Raw genomic sequence first — 15,816 nt, 5'->3', positions numbered from 1 at the left:
GATATCAGTGCGAGATAGAGAGGTTTGCATGACCGAAAAAGTAGAACGCACCGAAGAGGAATGGCGCAAGCAGTTGACGCCCGAGCAGTTCGCAGTGCTGCGGCAGGCGGGGACCGAGCGGGCCTTTACCGGCAAGTACGACAAGAACTACGACCCGGGCGAATACACATGCGCCGGCTGCGGTGCGAAGCTGTTCGACAACGACGCCAAGTACAACAGCGGGTGCGGCTGGCCGGCCTTTACGAAGCCCGCAGAGGGCGAGGCCGTGACCGAGCACCGCGATGTCTCGCACGGAATGATCCGTACCGAGGTCGTCTGCTCCAAGTGCGACGGGCATCTCGGCCACGTTTTTCCCGACGGGCCGCGGGATCAGGGCGGCCTGCGCTACTGCATCAACAGTGCCGCGCTGAACTTCACGCCCGAGGCCGACTGACGCATAATCGTCGATAGCCGTTTCCAGCCCGTTCACGCGCGGTTAGAAGTGCCCTATGCACGGCGTCCTCGCGTAACCGGATGAGACTTCTTGGCTGACAGGCGTCGAAAAATCACCAAGCGTGGCGGCCGCGCGCGTACCGGCGCGCAGGACAAGCGTCGGCGCGAGGAGAAAGAGCGTCGCCGCGACGAGCGGGCACGCGGCTGGCCGGGCTTTTTCGTGAAACTGTTCAAGTGGGGCGCCGGGCTGGCGATCGTCGCGCTGGTGCTTCTCGCGCTCGCCGTCAGTTTCGCGATGCGCTCGCTTCCAGGATACCACCAGCTCAAGGCGACCCAGGTCGGCCAGACGATCGTGGTTCGCGCGCGTGACGGATCCGAGATCGTCGAACTCGGGCCGAGCTACGGCAAATGGCTCGATTCGAACGAGATTCCCCAAGTGATGAAGGATGCGATGATCTCGGTCGAGGACCGGCGGTTCTATTCGCACCTCGGGGTCGATCCGCTCGGCATGATGCGCGCGGTCTATGTCAGCGTCACCGGCGACAAGCGGATCGGCGCGACCTCGACGATCACCCAGCAGCTGGCGCGCAACCTGTTCCTCAACTCCAACCGCTCGCTCGATCGCAAGGCGCGCGAAGGCATTCTCGCGCTCGCCCTGGAAATGAAGTTCTCCAAGGAGCAGATCCTCGAGCTCTATCTCAACAAGGTCTATTTCGGCGGCGGTGCCTACGGCATCGATTCAGCCAGCCGCAAGTTCTTCAGCCACCCGGCGACCGAGCTTTCGACCGGCGAGGCCGCTATCATCGCCGGCCTGGTGAAGGCTCCCTCGCGCTATTCGCCGACTGCCGATGTCGACGCGGCCGTGGCCCGTGCCAGCGTGGTGCTGCGGTTGATGAAGGAACAGGGCCGCATTTCGCCCAACGAGGCCGCGGTCGACGTGTCCGCCGTCAAGCTGAAGCAGGACAAGGCGCAGAACTCGGTCCGCTACTTCACCGACTACGTCCTGCCGCAGCTCGACATGCTGCTGCCCGAGACCTTCGAGCCGATCGAGGTCTGGACTACGCTCGACGTCGGGATGCAGCGCGCCGCGACAACTGCGATCAAGGCCAACGTGCCCAAGGGCGCGCAAGGGGCGCTGGTCAGCCTCGACCGGGACGGTGCGATCCTCGCGCTGGTCGGCGGGACCGATTACGTCGAGACCAATTACAACCGCGCGGTCAATGCGATGCGCCAGCCCGGCTCGGCGTGGAAGCTGTTCGTCTATCTCGCCGCCTTGGAAGCGGGCTACACGCCCGACGACCGGGTGGTCGATACGCCGGTCACGATCGACGGCTGGAGCCCGCGCAACTCGACTGGCGGATTTTCCGGCGAGATCGATATCCGCACCGCCTTCGCCTATTCGAAGAACACGGTTGCCGCCCAGCTCGGCAACGAGGTCGGCTTCGGCACGGTTGCCTCGATGGCGCGACGTTTCGGCATCACCACGCCGATTTCCACCTATCCCTCGATGGTGCTCGGCAGCTCCGAAGTCCGCGTGATCGACATGACGCGCGCCTTCGCCTCGATCTCGTCGAAAGGCCAGTCGGTCGAGCCCTACGGCATCGTCAAGGTGACCAGCGCCGATGGCGAGGAGCTGTATCGCCATCGCCCGCGCAGTTCGTCATCGCTCGCCCCCGACTACGTCGTTGCCGGGATCACCGACCTGCTTCAGACCACCGTCAACACCGGTACCGGTCGAGCGGCCCAGATCGGGCGCCCGGTCGCGGGCAAGACCGGCACCACCAATTCGAACAAGGACGGCTGGTTCCTCGGGTTTTCCTCCGGCATCACGACGGGCGTGTGGATGGGCCGCGACGATGCCAAGCCGGTCGGCGGGCTGCAGGGCGGGCGTGCGCCTGCCCAGGCCTTCGCCGCATTCATGCGGTATGCGGTCAAGGATCGCCCGGTCGAGGAATTCGACACCAAGGTGCAATTGCCTGAATGGCAGCTCGAGCCGGACGACGAGTTCTTCTTCGGCAAGCCGGACGACTATTACTTCATCGATGAGCAGGGCAATCTGATCGAGCCGGGCCGCCCGCAGGAACCGGGGGTCGGAGAGATGCCGTTCCCGGTCGAAGGCGAAGGCCAACCCGGCCGTCAGCCGCCGGCGCCGGACCGCCGCTCGCCCAACGGCGTGCTGGTGCCGAGCCGCAACTCCGCGCCACCGGCCGCGAGCGACGACTTTCTCGAACGCGCTACTGGCGGGCAGGCCCAGCCGACGCCGGTTCCCTCGTCGACGACCACCCGCAACCGCGGGCCACGGGTCATCGAAATCCCGCAGTCCGGTAGCCAGTAAGCGCGCGCAGCCGGTCTGTGCACCGGCACGAAACAGGCCCGGCCCCGCGCTTAGCGGGACCGGGCCTGTTTCGTATCGCGGGCTGGCCGGATCAGTTCAGCCGGACCGCCACGTATTGCGCCGTTCCGCCGCGGCGCTGCACCTGCAGCAGCACGGCTTCGCGGTTCTCGCGATCGGCAGCGCGCACCGCAGCCTCGAGCGCCTCGACCGAGCCGATCGGCCGGTAGTCGGAGCCCAGGATGATGTCGCCGCGCCGCAGGCCCTTGCGTGCCGCGTCGGAATTCGGATCGACCGCGCCGATGACGAGGCCCTGCGTATCGGTATCCGCACCCAGCTGGCGAGCGATCTGCGGAGTAAGCGGCATGACTTGCAGGCCAACCCGTTCCTCGATGATCGTGCTCGGCTCGCCCGAAGGCTCTTCCGGCTCGGCGTCGGGATCGAACATCTGTGCCTGGCGCATCTCGTCGGCGCTCGGCCGGCGAGCCACCGTCGCGGTCACCGTGCGGCGCTTGCCGTCGCGGTACAGCTCGATCGGGATGCGCGAGCCGGGCGGCGTATTGGCGATGAGGTAGGACAGCGTCTGGTCGGCGGTGACTTCGCGGTTGTTCACTTCGACCACGACGTCCCCGGCACGGATGCCGGCCTTGTCGGCCGCGCCGTCGGGCTCGACCATCTGGACGAACTCGCCGGAGTTGCGGCGCAGGCCGAGCGCGGCGGCCAGGTCGTCGGTGACCGGCTGGATCCGCACGCCGAGGTAACCGCGCTCGATCTGCTCGCCGCGGCGAAGCTGGTCGACGATCGGTGCTGCGGTTTCGGCCGGAATGGCGAAGCCGATGCCGACGCTGCCTCCGGTCGGAGAGAAGATCGCGTTATTGATGCCGATCACGTTGCCCTGCATGTCGAACAGCGGACCCCCCGAGTTGCCGCGGTTGATGCTGGCATCTGTCTGGATGTAGCGATCATATGCGCCGCCGCCGGTGTTGCGCAGCACTGCCGAGACGATTCCGGACGTGACCGTTCCGCCAAGGCCGAACGGATTGCCGATCGCGATCACCCAGTCGCCGACGCGGGCCTGGCTGCTGTCACCGAACTTGACGAAGGGGAAGGGCGAACTGCGGCTCACCTTGAGCACCGCGAGGTCGCTGTCGGCATCGGCGCCAACCAGCTCGGCCGGATATTCCGTGCCGTCGGGCATGGTCACGGTGATTTCCTCGACCGTGCCGCGCCCGGTCGGGCTGACGACGTGGTTGTTGGTCACCACGTAGCCATCGGCCGAGATGATGAAGCCCGAGCCGAGCGACTGGGCCTCGCGCGTTTGCGGCTGCTGCTGTTGCTGCTGGCCACGGCGGTTGTTGAAGAAATTCTCGAACGGAGTGCCAGCGAAGGGATTGTTGTTGGCTACTTCGACACGCTGGCGGGTCGAGATGTTGACCACCGCGGGTTGGAGTTGCTGGGTCAGGTCGGCAAAGCTCGACGGCGCGCCGGCGCGCGGCACGACATTGCTCATGTGGCTGTCGTCGTTCTGGGCAACCTGGGCACCGGCAGGCTGGCCGGTCACGAGGCTAATCGCTGCGCCGCCCACCAGCAGCGCCGAAGTCAATCCATATACATATCGCACGGGGGTAGGGTCCTTCCGATTACTCTCAGTGTGTTTCGCAGTCCCACGATCGCTGGCGACTACACGCTGCAAGCGCTGAACGGTTTTTGAACAACGACTGTCGTCGTCGCGCAGAACCTTCGGTTCAACGACCGCCGCGGAACTGGCGCAGGTAGTCGTTGTCCGGCGACAGGATCACCGAACTTTCGCCGACGTTCTCGGGGCTCTCGCCCGGGCGGGCGGGTCCGAAGGTGCGGCGATAGCTCTCCATCGCGCGGAAGAAGTCGTAGAACTGCGGATCCTTGTTGTAGGCCTCCGCGTAAATCTCCGCCGCTTCGGCTTCGGATTCGGCGCGGATGATCTGCGCATCGCGCCGGCCACCCGCACGGATCGTCTCGGCTTCTTCCTGGCGTTCGGATTCCATCCGCGTGAAGGCGGCCTGCAAGGGCGTGCCGCGCGGCAGGTCTGCCCGCTTGATCCGCACGTCGAGAACCTGCGCGCCGTACTGGCGCGCCTGCTGGTCGAGCTGGTCGCGGATATTGGTCATCGCATTGCCGCGCTCTGCGGTGAGCAGGCTGGCAAACGTCCGCCGACCGAGCTCCTGGCGCAGTACCGAGGTCAGGATCTGCGCAAGCTGGTTGCGCAGCCGGTCCTCGCTGCCGACGCGTTCGACGAACAGCACCGGGTCGTAGATGCGGAAACGGGCGTAGGCATCGACTTCGAGCCGCTGCTGGTCGTTCGACAGGACCGTCTCGCGCTGCATGTCGAGATCGAGAATCCGCCGGTCTACCATCTGGATCCGCTCGACGATCGGGATGCGGTACCACAGCCCGGCGCCGGTCCGCCCGAAGGGCTGGTCGGGATCGAAGCGATTGATGACCGCCACCGGCTCACCGGTACGGATCTTCACCGCCTGCTGGGTTTCGGGGATGATCACCATCGTGCTCAGCAGTGCGGCGATCAGCACGATCACCGCGATGACGCTTGCCTTGTGGTCCTGCCAGATCGTGTTCATCTCACTGGCCTCCCTGCGGTGCCGCCGGCGGCGTGACGGTCGTCGTGCCACCGCGATTGCGGCGCTGCATTTCGTTCAGCGGCAGGTAGGGCGTCACGCCATCGGTTTCGACGATGGTCTTGTCGGTACCGCGCAACACGCTCTCCATGGTTTCGTAATAGAGCCTGCGCCGCGTGACTTCGGGCGCGAGGCGATACTGCTCGTAGATCTCGTTGAACTCGGCCGCGCTACCTTGCGCCTGCGCGAGCAATTGCTGTTCGTAACGGCGCGCCTGGTTGAGTTCGCGTTCCGCGTCCTGGCGCGCGGCGAGCACGTCGTTGAATGCCTCGATCACCTGTTCCGGTGCCTCGGTCCGCGCGATTTCAACACCCTGCACCGCGATCCCGGACCCGTAGGCGTTGAGGATGTTCTGCATGCGGGCCCGCACCCGCGTTTCGACCTGTTCGCGCCCGGCACCCGACAACACGCGGTCGAGATCGGTTTCGGCGATCGATTCGCGCATCGCGCTCTCCGCGACCTCGCGGACGGTTTCCTCCGGATCGGGCAATTCGAACTTGTAGGCGACGAGGTCGGAGATGTTCCAGCGCACGATATAGGACAGATCGACGAGGTTCTGGTCGCCGGTCAGGATCAGGTTTTCCCCGCCCGAGCCGATCTCCTCGAGCCTGATTTCGCTGACGTCCATCACGTCGACCGTCTGGAGTGGCCAGGGCGCAGTGAAATTCGTGCCCGGGTCCATCGTGTGCGAATACTTGCCACCGAGCCACGTGACGACGCCCTGCTCGCGCGGCTGGACGAAGTGGATGCTGGACACTGCCAGCCATAAAAGGGCGATGGCTGCGACCGCGATGGGGAACCAGCTCTTGCCGCCAGGTCGCTCGGGCATGCGGAAATTGGGACCGCGCGGGCCACCGCCGCCCCTGCGGCGCGGGCCTTCGGGACCACGGTTCTTGAAGATATCCTCGATGCTGGCAGAGCGGCGCCGGTCGTCGCTGTCGCTGCCGCGAGTACCGGAACCACCCGGCAACCACGGATTGCGCGGCCCCCGGTCCTTGCCGCCGTCGCTGCCCGGGCTGTCGCCCTTCGGTTCATCGCCGCCATCACTGCCGCTGCCGTCACCCGGGGGCTTGCCCCAGGGATTGCCCTTGCCTGCCATGGCGAATCCGATCGACCGTCCGATCCCGTCGAAAATCCTCATGCGACCTTTATAGGTGTCGATTGCGGGAAAAACAGGGGTTGCCGCACGGATTTTGCTGCTAGGAGGCCTCGCGCATGGACCAGGATGCACTCAAGGCCCTGTTGCGCGCCGATATCGCCGCTCGCGTGCAATCGGCGCGGCTGACCGGCGCTACCGCGACGGTGGTGCTCGATGTTGCCGGGCTCGACGCGCAGGCTCGCGCCGCGCTCGGGCAAGCGGCCGAGCAGGCGCTGCTGAAAAATGAGCAGATTGACGACGTGCGCCTCGCGATGACTGCCGAGCGAGCGCAGCGGCGGATCGTCGCGATCGGCTCGGGCAAGGGCGGCGTCGGCAAATCGACCCTTACCGCCAATCTCGCCGTCGCGCTTGCGCAGTCGGGCCACAAGGTCGGTGTGGTCGATGCCGATATCTACGGCCCGTCGCAGCCGGTGCTTCTCGGTAATGCGGGCGAGCGTCCGGTGGCGGAAGAGGGCAAGCTGGTCCCGGTCGCGAGCGAGTACGGCGTGCCCGTCCTCTCGATGGGGCATCTCGTAGAACCCGGCAAGGCGATCGCCTGGCGCGGCCCGATGGTCGGCAATGCGCTCGGCCAGCTGATCGACGCGCATTGGGGCGATGTCGAGGTGCTGCTCGTCGATCTGCCGCCAGGCACCGGGGACGTGCAATTGTCGATGCTGCAGAAGCACAAGCCTGCCGGCGCGGTCATCGTCTCGACCCCGCAGGACCTTGCGCTGATCGATGCGACCCGCGCCGCGCAATTATTCGAAACCGCCGGCGTGCCGATCGTGGGCCTGGTCGAGAACATGGCCGGCTATGCCTGCCCGCATTGCGGCGAAGTGAGCGATCCCTTCGGTCGCGGCGGGGTCGAGGCTGCGGCCGAGGCCATGGGGGCGCCGCTCTTGGGCCGCATCCCGCTGGAAATGGCGATCCGCGAAGCAAGCGATGCCGGCAAGCCACTGGCCGCTGGCGAGGGCGCGCCGGGCGCGATCTTCCGCGACGTAGCCGATCGACTGGCGACATGGCTGGCAGGCTGAAGATCCCAGGAATCAAGGGCAGATTGCCCGGTTTGCCGCGCTATGCCGGCCCCAGGGTAAGCCGACGCGGATTGATTGCCGGTGCGGCCGCGGGCGGAGGCCTGGTGCTCGCCTGGTCGCTTATGCCGCGCCAGTTCGCGCCGCCGTTGTCGCCGGGCCGCGGCGAGTATGCCTACGGTGCCTGGCTCAAGATCGGCGAGGACGGGATCGTAACGGTGGCCGTTCCGCAGCTCGAGATGGGACAGGGCGTGACCACCGTGCTGCCGCAGATCGTGGCCGTGGAGCTCGGTGCCGACTGGCGGCAGGTCGCGGTCGAGCCGGTCCCGCCCAACGGTGCCTATCCGAACCTGCCGCTGGCGGCCGCCTGGGCGCCGCTGTGGCGCGACCTTCTGCCGGGGCTGGCCGACGAGGCGGACGACTATTTCGTCAGGCGCTTTGCCGAGAGCGAACGGTTCACGGTCACCGCCGACGGCACCTCGCTCGCGGCCTATGAAGAGCCATGCCGGATCGCCGCAGCCAGTGCGCGGGGCATGCTGTCGGAAGTTGCCGCAAACCGGTGGGATGTCTCTCCCGAAGAATGCGAGGTGGCCGGCGGCTTCGTGATCCACGGCGACAAGCGCGCAGGATTCGGCGAACTTGCCGCCGATGCGGCGCTGCTCGACCCGCCCGATCCGCCCCCGCTGCGCCCGGAAAGCTTCGCCGAACAACCCTTCGCGTCCGACACCGATGCGATCTCGCCGTACCCGCGCATCGATCTTCCGGCCAAGGTCGGCGGCAGCATGACATTTGCCGGCGACGTTCGCCTGCCGGGGATGGTCTATGCCGCGATCCGCCATGCGCCGCAGGGCGATGGCGAACTCGCGGAATTCGATGCCGCGAAAGCTGCCGGGATGACCGGCTTCGTCGGCGCGGTGCGGGCAAGGCGCTGGCTCGCCGCAGTGGGGACGAGTTGGTGGTACGCCAGTCTCGCGCTGGATGCGATGCGGCCCAAGTTCCGCGCTCTCCAGGCGGTCGACAGCCGGGTGAACGACACGCTGCTGGCGACCGCGATCGAACAGGGCGATGCCGAACGCGTGCTCGAATGGGGCGAACCGGACGATCGCCTTTCGCGGATTGGATATATCTCCCGCTACGTCGTGCACCCGGCTCTTCATGCCCCGCTGGAAACCGCCAGCGCGACCGCGCGCCTGATCGATGGCAGGCTCGAGCTGTGGATCGCGAGCCAGGCGCCGGAGCGGGCCCGCGTGGCGGCCGGGCGGGCCGTCGGCCTCGCGCCAGAAGACGTGGTGCTCTATCCGGTCGCCGCGGGCGGCAGCTTCGATCGCCGGCTGGAACTCGACCACGCGATCGAGGCGGCGATTATCGCGAAGGAAACCGGTCGGCCGGTGCAGCTGACCTGGTCGCGCGCTCAAGAGCACCAGATGACCCGCCCGCGCCCGCCGCTGATCGCGCGGGTCGGCGCGGAGGTCGATCCGCAGGAAGGGACGATCCGCACCTGGCATGCGCGCATTGCCATGCCGCCCGCGGCCCGCGAATTCGGCGAACGCCTGTTCGATAATGCCAGCGCCCCGGCAGCGATCGAAGCAGTCGAGGGAGAGGCCGATCCGATGGTCTGCGCCGGGGCCGAGCCGCTTTACGACATTCCCAATTGCGCGATCGATCACGTGCCCGTCACGCTGCCCCTGCCGAGCGGCCGGATGCGGGCGAATGCCCATGGCTACACCGCCTTCTTCAACGAGAGCCTGATCGACGAGATCGCTGCCGGCCTCGGGCGCGAGCGCCTGTCCTATCGCATCGGGATGCTGGGTGGCGACACGAGGATGGTCGCGGTGCTGCGGCGCTGCGCGGCGATCGCGGGCTGGGAAGGCGGCAACATCGGGCAGGGCGGGCAGGGCCTCGCCTGCCATCGCATGGGCTCGCGCGATGACGGCGGGCGGATCGCCTGCATCGTCGAGGCGCGCATGGGCGATGGCGGGATCCTCGTCGACCGGATCACCGCTGCCGTCGACATCGGGCGGATCGTCAATCTCGACATCGCTCGTCAGCAGATAGAGGGCGGCCTGCTCTACGGCATGGAATTGGCGCTGGCCCCGCGGCTCGATTACGAACGGGGTATTCCGAACGCGGCGAGACTGCGCGATCTGCGCCTCGCCAGCCTGGCGACCTGCCCGGAAATCGAGGTCGATTTCGTCGACAGTCCGGCGCCGCCATTCGATCCGGGCGAACTGGGCGTGGCGGTTATCGCACCTGCGATCGCCAATGCGGTCCATTCGGCAACCGGGCATCGCCTTCGTTCGCTCCCGCTGCTAGCGGACGGCGCATGACGCACCAGCCACAACAGCTTCCCGCCGATCATCCACCCGTGAAGAGCGGCGGCATCGGCGTGCTGCTCGTCAATCTCGGCACGCCCGACGCGCCCGATGCGCCCTCGGTCAAGCGCTACCTGGCCGAATTCCTGTCGGACCGCCGAGTGGTCGAGATCCCGCCGATCGCGTGGCAGCCGATCCTGCGCGGCATCATTCTCAATACCCGTCCGAAGAAGAGTGCGCATGCCTACAGCCAGGTGTGGAGCGAGGAAGGCTCTCCGCTCATGGCGATCACCCGGCGCCAGTCCGCCGCCTTGCAAGACCTGCTCGGCGAACGGGTGCGGGTCGATTTCGCGATGCGCTACGGCAATCCGGCGATCGGCGACCGCTTGCAGGCGATGATGGATGCCGGATGCGAGCGGATCCTGCTCGCTCCCCTCTATCCCCAGTATTCCGCCGCGACGACCGCAACCGTGGTCGACGAGGCATCGCGCAAGCTTGCCGCCATGCGCTGGCAGCCGAGCCTGCGGACGCTGCCGCCCTATCACGACGATCCGGCCTATATCGACGCATTGGCGAAGGATCTCGGCAGGCAAGTCGACGCGCTCGACTTCGTGCCCGAAGTTCTGCTGCTGAGCTTCCACGGCATGCCCGAGCGCACGCTGCATCTGGGCGACCCCTATCATTGCCACTGCCAGAAGACCGCGCGCCTGCTCGAAGCGGCGATGGCACGGCCGGGCTTGCGCTTCGTGACGACTTTCCAGAGCCGTTTCGGTCGCGCCAGGTGGTTGGAGCCGGCGACCGACGTAACGCTGGAAGCGGAAGCGAGGGCGGGGACGAGGCGGATCGCGGTGGCCACGCCTGGCTTTTCCGCCGATTGCCTCGAGACGCTCGAAGAGATCGCGCTGCAGGGTCGTGACCAGTTCATCGAGGCCGGGGGCGAGAACTTTGCCGCGCTTTCCTGCCTCAACGACGGCGATGCGGGCATGGCCATGCTGGAGCGCCTCGTGCGGCGGGAGCTTTCCGGCTGGATTTGACGAAACCGATTACTTACACCTGCGTAAGTAAGGGGATATCATGGCCACTCTAGCAGCACACACGCCCGCCGAACTCGCCCCGTCTCACTGGAGCGAGGGCAAGCCGACCGACGACGACCTGTCGCACATTCCGGGCGATGCCGGGCCGCCTCTGATCGGCAACACATTCAGGATGCTCGCCGACCCACATGGCTTCACCCGGCGCATGGTCGACACCTACGGGCCAGTCTATCGCAGCAAAGCGCTGGGCGGATGGAACGTGATGCTGATCGGGCCGGAGGCGAACGAGCTGGTGCTGTTCGACCGGCAGAAGATCTTTTCCTCGACGCAAGGGTGGGGGCCGGTCCTCGACAAGCTGTTCCCGCGCGGGCTGATGCTGCTCGATTTCGACCACCACCGGGCGGACCGTCGCGCCTTGTCGATCGCTTTCAAGCCGGAGCCGATGCGGCATTATTCCGGCTCGCTCAATGCCGGCATCGCGGGTGCGGTGCGCGAATGGGGCGGCAAGGACATGCTGTTCTACCCGGCGATCAAGGAACTGACGCTCGACCTCGCGGCGGACAGCTTCGTGGGCTTGCCGTTCGGCCCCGAAGCCGACCGGATCAACCAGGCCTTCGTCGACATGGTGCAGGCCTCGGTTACGCCGATCCGCAAGCCGCTGCCGTTCACGCAGATGCGCAAGGGGGTGAAGGGGCGCGAGTTCCTGGTCGACTATTTCACGCAGGAAACCCACCGGCGGCGTGCCGCTGGCGGGGGGCAGGACATGTTCAGCCAGTTCGCCAACGCGACGCACGAGGACGGCTCGCTGATGCCGGTCGACGAGGTGGTCGACCACATGAACTTCCTGATGATGGCGGCGCACGACACGATCACCTCCTCGGCGACATCGCTGGTGTGGCAGCTGGCCAACAACCCGGAATGGCAGGACCGGTTGCGCGATGAGATCGTCTCCGTGACGGGCGGCGTCGATGCCGATGGGCGAACCCGCCCGATCGCCTACGAGGACCTCGGCAAGCTCGAACTGACCGAAATGGCGTTCAAGGAAGCGCTGCGGATGATCCCACCGGTTCCCTCCATGCCGCGCCGCGCCTTGAAAAACTTCGAATTCGGCGGCTACCGCATCCCGGCAGGCACGCCGGTGGGCATCAACATCCATTACGTCCACCACATGGAAGAGCATTGGCCCGATCCCGACCGGTTCGATCCGATGCGGTTCACGCCGGACAAGGTCCGGGATCGCCACAAGTATGCCTGGGTGCCATTCGGCGGCGGGGCGCACATGTGCCTCGGACTGCACTTTGCCTACATGCAGGTGAAGATCCTGATGGCGCATCTTCTGCCGCAATACCGGATCGCGATAGCGGACGGATACGCGCCCGATTGGCAACCCTGGCCGATCCCCAAGCCCAAGGACGGTCTCAAGGTCAGGTTCGAGAGACTCTAGAAATCGATGGCGATGCCGTCCTTGACCCAATCGCCATAGCGGGTCGGGCTCAGTTCTTCGTCGTTCTCGCTCGCCCTGGGCTGCGGCGGGGGCGCGTCGCTCCAGTGGGCGGGCTTCTTGAAGTTCTTCGCGGCTTCGGACTTGCGCTTTGTCATGCTGCTGAAATGCGCGCGCTGGCGCATGGTTTCAAGGCAGGCTAGGGGCGCGGTCGACCATGCCATCCATTCCCGGACTTCCCGCGCGCCGAGCCGCGCTGCAAATGCTCGATGCCGTGCTGCGCCGGGGCGAGACGCTCGACCAGGCTTACGGCGCCGCGACCCGCGGCTTGCGCGGCTTTGCTGACAAGGCGCTGGCCCGCGCGATCGCGGGCGAAGTGCTGCGCTGGCTGACCGATTTCGACCGCCTGATCGACAGCGCGACCAAGAACCCGCTTCCGCCCGACGCCAAGCCGCGCATGGTGCTGCGAATCATGCTGGCGCAATGGCTGCGGCTCGATACGCCTCCGCACGCCGTTATCGCCACCGCATTGCCGTTGCTGTCGGGCGGGCCGAAGCGGCTGGCGCATGGCGTCTTCTCCACGCTCACGCGCGAAGAGGTGACGCTGCCCGCAGCCCCGGGCCTGCCGGACGAGGTCGCCGCGCGCTGGGGCGAGCGTGCCGGGGAAATCGCGAAGGGGCTGGCGCTGCCACCGCCGCTCGATCTCGCGTTGCGCGATGCCGATCGCACGCAGCACTGGGCGCACGAACTTTCCGGCGACAGCCTGATGCCCGGCCATGTCCGCATTTCGCGCGGCAGCGCGGTGGAACGGCTGGCCGGCTACGAGGACGGCGCATGGTGGGTGCAGGACCTGGCGGCTTCGCTGCCGGCGCGCTTGCTGGGCCCGGGCGAGGGCCGCCACGCGCTCGACCTGTGTGCTGCGCCGGGCGGCAAGACGCTGCAACTGGCCGCTGCCGGCTGGAACGTCACCGCGCTCGACCTCAGCCGCAGGCGACTCGACGTGCTCAAGGAAAACCTCAGGCGCACGGGTCTGAAAGCAAGTCCGATCCGCGCGGATGCGCTGGAATGGGAACCCAAGCACCAGTTCGACGCCATCCTGCTCGATGCGCCCTGCACCGCGACCGGGACTGCGCGCCGTCATCCCGACGTCATCCACCGTATCGGTGCCCGGCAGATTGCCGAAATGGCGGAGCTCCAGGCCGCGCTGCTCCAACGGGCAGCAAGCTGGCTCAAGCCGGGCGGGCGGCTGGTCTATGCCGTGTGTTCGCTCGAACGCCAGGAGGGAGAGGAGCAGGTCTCGCAAGTCGGACTGGCGCCCGACGCGATCCGATCCGAGGAATTGCCGGATGGTATCGACCCCACCAGCGAAGGCTGGTTGCGCACCGATCCCGGGATGCTCCCCGAAGCGGGCGGGCTCGACGGCTTCTTCGTCGCGCGCTGGCGCAAGGATTGAGCCGCCGAGCCTGCGGAGTTCAGGCGTCTTCCTTGAGGTATTTCTGGAAGCTCTTGCGCAGCTTCATCAGCTTGGGCGGAATGGTCGCCTGGCAATAAGGGTTCCGCTGGCCTTCGCCTTCCCAGTATTCCTGGTGGTAATCTTCCGCCGGATACCAGGTGGTCGCATCCTCGATCGTGGTGACCGCGCCTTGCCCCGGATGGTCCGCATTCCAGCGCTGGATGGCGGCTTCCGCTTCGGCGCGCTGTTCATCGCCATCGACGAAGATCGCGCTACGATACTGAGTGCCGACATCGTTGCCCTGGCGGTTGAGCTGCGTCGGGTCGTGCGTGCCCAAAAAAACGTCGTAGAGTTCGGGCAGGCTGATCGTATCGGGATCGTAGGTCACGCGGATCCCCTCGGCATGGCCGGTGCGGCCGCTGCAGACTTCCTTGTAGGTCGGGTCCGCCTTGTCGCCGCCGATATAACCGCTTTCGACCTCGCTTACGCCGACGACGTCGCGGAACACCGCTTCGGTGCACCAGAAACAGCCGCCTGCGATAATGGCCTGTCGTGTATCGCTCATTCCAATCTCCTTCGGCAACCAGATAGGTATCGCGCAGGCGCTTGTCATCGGCGGGAAGAGCCGTAGGGTGCGCCCGACGATTTCCAGGGGAGAGACATCCGTGAAGCACATCCTTCTTGCCGCCGCCGCCGCGCTGGCCATTGCCGCACCGGCCCACGCCGATCATCACGAGGCCAAGGCATCCATGCCGCAATCGCACGCCTCGCATCACGCGCTGATGCAGGCACTGGCCGCTCCGGCCCGGGCGGAAGATCGCGCCCGCGACCAATGGCGCCACCCGTTCGAAACTCTGACCTTCTTCGGTGTGGAGCCGGGGATGACGGTGGTCGATTACATGCCGGCCGGCGGCTGGTACACGCGCGTGCTGGTGCCCTATCTCGGCGCCAACGGCTCCTATATCGGCGTGACGCCCGATCCCGCGGTCGCCGATGCCAAGGGCTTTGCAGACTATTTCGCGAAACTGCCGGGGCAATTCGCCGACGCGTCGCCGGGGTGGAAGCTGACCGGTGCCCCGATCGCCGTCTATGGATCGCAGGACATTCCCGAAGCCGCGAAGGGCACGGTCGACCGGGTGCTGATCTTCCGCGAAATGCACAATCTGCTGCGCTCGGGCGCAATGTATTCCGAGCTGATGCGGTTGCGCGGCATGCTGAAGGACGATGGCATGCTCGGTATCGTCCAGCACCGGGCAAAGGACGATGCTCCGGCGGATTACACGCTGGGCGGCAACGGTTACCTGCGTCAGCAGGACGTCATCAACCTTGTCGAGGCGCACGGCTTCGAACTGGTCGGCATGAGCGACGTCAATGCCAATCCGAAGGATACGGCCGACCATGAAGGCGGTGTCTGGCAACTGCTGCCGAGCCTCGGGGGCAAGAACGAGGCGCTGAGGCCCATCGGCGAAAGCGACCGGATGACGCTGCTGTTCCGGAAGCGCCAGTGATCCGGCGCAGTTTCGTCGCCGCGCTCGCTGCGCTGGCCCTGTCTGCCTGCCAGACGATGCCGGCGGTACCTGCCGCAGTCTCGGTGCAAGCCGCGCAGGCTGCGGTCGAGGCGGCGCTGGCGGACAGCGTCGCGGGCTGGAACGCGGGCGACATGGATCGCTTCCTCGGTGTCTACTCGGCCGATCCGCAGACGAGCTACGTCGGCGGCAAGGACATGATCCGCGGCAAGGCCGCTCTCGCGCGCAGTTACGAGCAGGGCTACGATTTCTCGAACGATGCTGCCCGCGGCACGCTCTCGATCGAGACGGTCGATTTCCGCCGGCTCGGTCCCGATCATGCGCTACTGATCGGCCGCTATACGGTCGATCTGGCCGAGGGCGAGGACGCCACCGGGCTGACCTCGCTGGTGTTCGAGCGCGAACCCGGCGGCTGGAAGATCATCGCCGACCATTCCAGCTGACG

14 protein-coding genes are annotated in these 15,816 nt (G+C 66.6%); 9 read left to right on the top strand and 5 right to left on the bottom strand.

Features of this window, described 5'->3' with window-relative positions; all coding sequences use genetic code 11:
- Window positions 1-28: 28 nt before the first annotated feature.
- Both msrB and GRI48_RS06505 read left to right on the top strand, forming a co-directional pair.
- The gene (msrB, locus tag GRI48_RS06510; RefSeq protein ID WP_160673080.1) at window positions 29-433 is read left to right on the top strand and encodes a peptide-methionine (R)-S-oxide reductase MsrB; all 405 of its coding nucleotides are present in this window, start codon (window positions 29-31) and stop codon (window positions 431-433) included.
- Window positions 434-544: 111 nt separating this feature from the next.
- On the top strand, window positions 545-2,767 hold the full coding sequence (locus tag GRI48_RS06505) for a transglycosylase domain-containing protein (RefSeq protein ID WP_419956956.1): 2,223 nt from the start codon (window positions 545-547) through the stop codon (window positions 2,765-2,767).
- Between the two features lie 91 nt (window positions 2,768-2,858).
- Here GRI48_RS06505 and GRI48_RS06500 read toward each other — a convergent pair whose 3' ends face one another.
- The 3 genes from GRI48_RS06500 to hflK all read right to left on the bottom strand — a co-directional run bounded on the left by GRI48_RS06500 (window position 2,859) and on the right by hflK (window position 6,577).
- Window positions 2,859-4,385, bottom strand: coding sequence for a Do family serine endopeptidase (locus GRI48_RS06500; RefSeq protein WP_160673077.1), 1,527 nt, complete (start codon window positions 4,383-4,385; stop codon window positions 2,859-2,861).
- A 124-nt stretch (window positions 4,386-4,509) separates the two neighbouring features.
- Window positions 4,510-5,379 (bottom strand): protease modulator HflC, encoded by an 870-nt coding sequence (hflC, locus tag GRI48_RS06495; RefSeq protein ID WP_160673074.1) that lies wholly within the window; start codon window positions 5,377-5,379, stop codon window positions 4,510-4,512.
- Between the two features lies 1 nt (window position 5,380).
- Entirely contained in the window at window positions 5,381-6,577 is a 1,197-nt protein-coding gene (gene hflK / locus GRI48_RS06490; RefSeq protein ID WP_237451747.1) for a protease modulator HflK, read from the bottom strand.
- Window positions 6,578-6,846: 269 nt separating this feature from the next.
- Here hflK and GRI48_RS06485 point away from each other — a divergent pair, with 269 nt between their 5' ends.
- Genes GRI48_RS06485 through GRI48_RS06470 form a run of 4 tightly spaced genes read left to right on the top strand, consistent with a single transcriptional unit; the run spans window position 6,847 to window position 12,395 of the window.
- On the top strand, window positions 6,847-7,608 hold the full coding sequence (locus GRI48_RS06485; protein ID WP_237451866.1) for an Mrp/NBP35 family ATP-binding protein: 762 nt from the start codon (window positions 6,847-6,849) through the stop codon (window positions 7,606-7,608).
- On the top strand, window positions 7,593-9,932 hold the full coding sequence (locus GRI48_RS06480; RefSeq protein WP_160673068.1) for a xanthine dehydrogenase family protein molybdopterin-binding subunit: 2,340 nt from the start codon (window positions 7,593-7,595) through the stop codon (window positions 9,930-9,932). Before GRI48_RS06485 ends, GRI48_RS06480 begins: the two co-directional genes overlap by 16 nt.
- Complete coding sequence (gene hemH, locus GRI48_RS06475) at window positions 9,929-10,951, top strand: ferrochelatase (protein WP_160673066.1); 1,023 nt, start codon at window positions 9,929-9,931, stop codon at window positions 10,949-10,951. The genes GRI48_RS06480 and hemH overlap by 4 nt, the downstream gene beginning before the upstream one ends.
- A gap of 40 nt (window positions 10,952-10,991) precedes the next feature.
- Entirely contained in the window at window positions 10,992-12,395 is a 1,404-nt protein-coding gene (locus tag GRI48_RS06470) for a cytochrome P450 (RefSeq protein WP_160673064.1), read from the top strand.
- On the opposite strand, the gene GRI48_RS06465 is transcribed toward GRI48_RS06470, so the two are convergent.
- Window positions 12,392-12,550 (bottom strand): DUF1674 domain-containing protein, encoded by a 159-nt coding sequence (locus GRI48_RS06465; protein WP_160673062.1) that lies wholly within the window; start codon window positions 12,548-12,550, stop codon window positions 12,392-12,394. The genes GRI48_RS06470 and GRI48_RS06465 overlap by 4 nt on opposite strands.
- 59 nt (window positions 12,551-12,609) lie before the next feature.
- Here GRI48_RS06465 and GRI48_RS06460 point away from each other — a divergent pair, with 59 nt between their 5' ends.
- Window positions 12,610-13,845 carry an RsmB/NOP family class I SAM-dependent RNA methyltransferase gene (locus tag GRI48_RS06460; RefSeq protein ID WP_160673060.1) on the top strand — a complete coding sequence of 412 codons (1,236 nt, stop codon included), beginning with the start codon at window positions 12,610-12,612 and terminating at the stop codon, window positions 13,843-13,845.
- Window positions 13,846-13,864: 19 nt separating this feature from the next.
- Here the strand turns inward: GRI48_RS06460 and msrA are convergent, their stop codons facing one another.
- Window positions 13,865-14,410, bottom strand: coding sequence for a peptide-methionine (S)-S-oxide reductase MsrA (gene msrA / locus GRI48_RS06455; RefSeq protein ID WP_160673057.1), 546 nt, complete (start codon window positions 14,408-14,410; stop codon window positions 13,865-13,867).
- Window positions 14,411-14,510: 100 nt separating this feature from the next.
- On the opposite strand from msrA, the gene GRI48_RS06450 reads away from it, so the two are divergent.
- Together GRI48_RS06450 and GRI48_RS06445 are read left to right on the top strand one after the other, a co-directional pair.
- A complete protein-coding gene (locus GRI48_RS06450; protein ID WP_160673054.1) occupies window positions 14,511-15,353 on the top strand; it encodes a class I SAM-dependent methyltransferase in 843 nt (280 codons plus the stop codon).
- Entirely contained in the window at window positions 15,350-15,814 is a 465-nt protein-coding gene (locus GRI48_RS06445; RefSeq protein ID WP_337190780.1) for a YybH family protein, read from the top strand. Before GRI48_RS06450 ends, GRI48_RS06445 begins: the two co-directional genes overlap by 4 nt.
- Window positions 15,815-15,816 lie beyond the last annotated feature (2 nt).

The sequence above is a fragment of the Qipengyuania oceanensis genome, assembly GCF_009827535.1.
GTDB classification, from domain to species: Bacteria; Pseudomonadota; Alphaproteobacteria; order Sphingomonadales; family Sphingomonadaceae; genus Qipengyuania_C; species Qipengyuania_C oceanensis.
This window is presented reverse-complemented; position numbering and strand designations above follow the sequence as displayed.

Excerpts from the sequence above, each read along its gene's own strand:
- hflC (WP_160673074.1), bottom strand. The coding sequence starts at position 5,379 with ATGAACACGATCTGGCAGGACCACAAGGCAAGCGTCATCGCGGTGATC.
- GRI48_RS06465 (WP_160673062.1), bottom strand. The coding sequence starts at position 12,550 with ATGACAAAGCGCAAGTCCGAAGCCGCGAAGAACTTCAAGAAGCCCGCC.
- GRI48_RS06460 (WP_160673060.1), top strand. The coding sequence starts at position 12,610 with ATGCCATCCATTCCCGGACTTCCCGCGCGCCGAGCCGCGCTGCAAATG.
- GRI48_RS06470 (WP_160673064.1), top strand. The coding sequence starts at position 10,992 with ATGGCCACTCTAGCAGCACACACGCCCGCCGAACTCGCCCCGTCTCAC.
- hflK (WP_237451747.1), bottom strand. The coding sequence starts at position 6,577 with ATGAGGATTTTCGACGGGATCGGACGGTCGATCGGATTCGCCATGGCA.
- GRI48_RS06480 (WP_160673068.1), top strand. The coding sequence starts at position 7,593 with ATGGCTGGCAGGCTGAAGATCCCAGGAATCAAGGGCAGATTGCCCGGT.
- hemH (WP_160673066.1), top strand. The coding sequence starts at position 9,929 with ATGACGCACCAGCCACAACAGCTTCCCGCCGATCATCCACCCGTGAAG.
- msrA (WP_160673057.1), bottom strand. The coding sequence starts at position 14,410 with ATGAGCGATACACGACAGGCCATTATCGCAGGCGGCTGTTTCTGGTGC.
- msrB (WP_160673080.1), top strand. The coding sequence starts at position 29 with ATGACCGAAAAAGTAGAACGCACCGAAGAGGAATGGCGCAAGCAGTTG.
- GRI48_RS06485 (WP_237451866.1), top strand. The coding sequence starts at position 6,847 with ATGACTGCCGAGCGAGCGCAGCGGCGGATCGTCGCGATCGGCTCGGGC.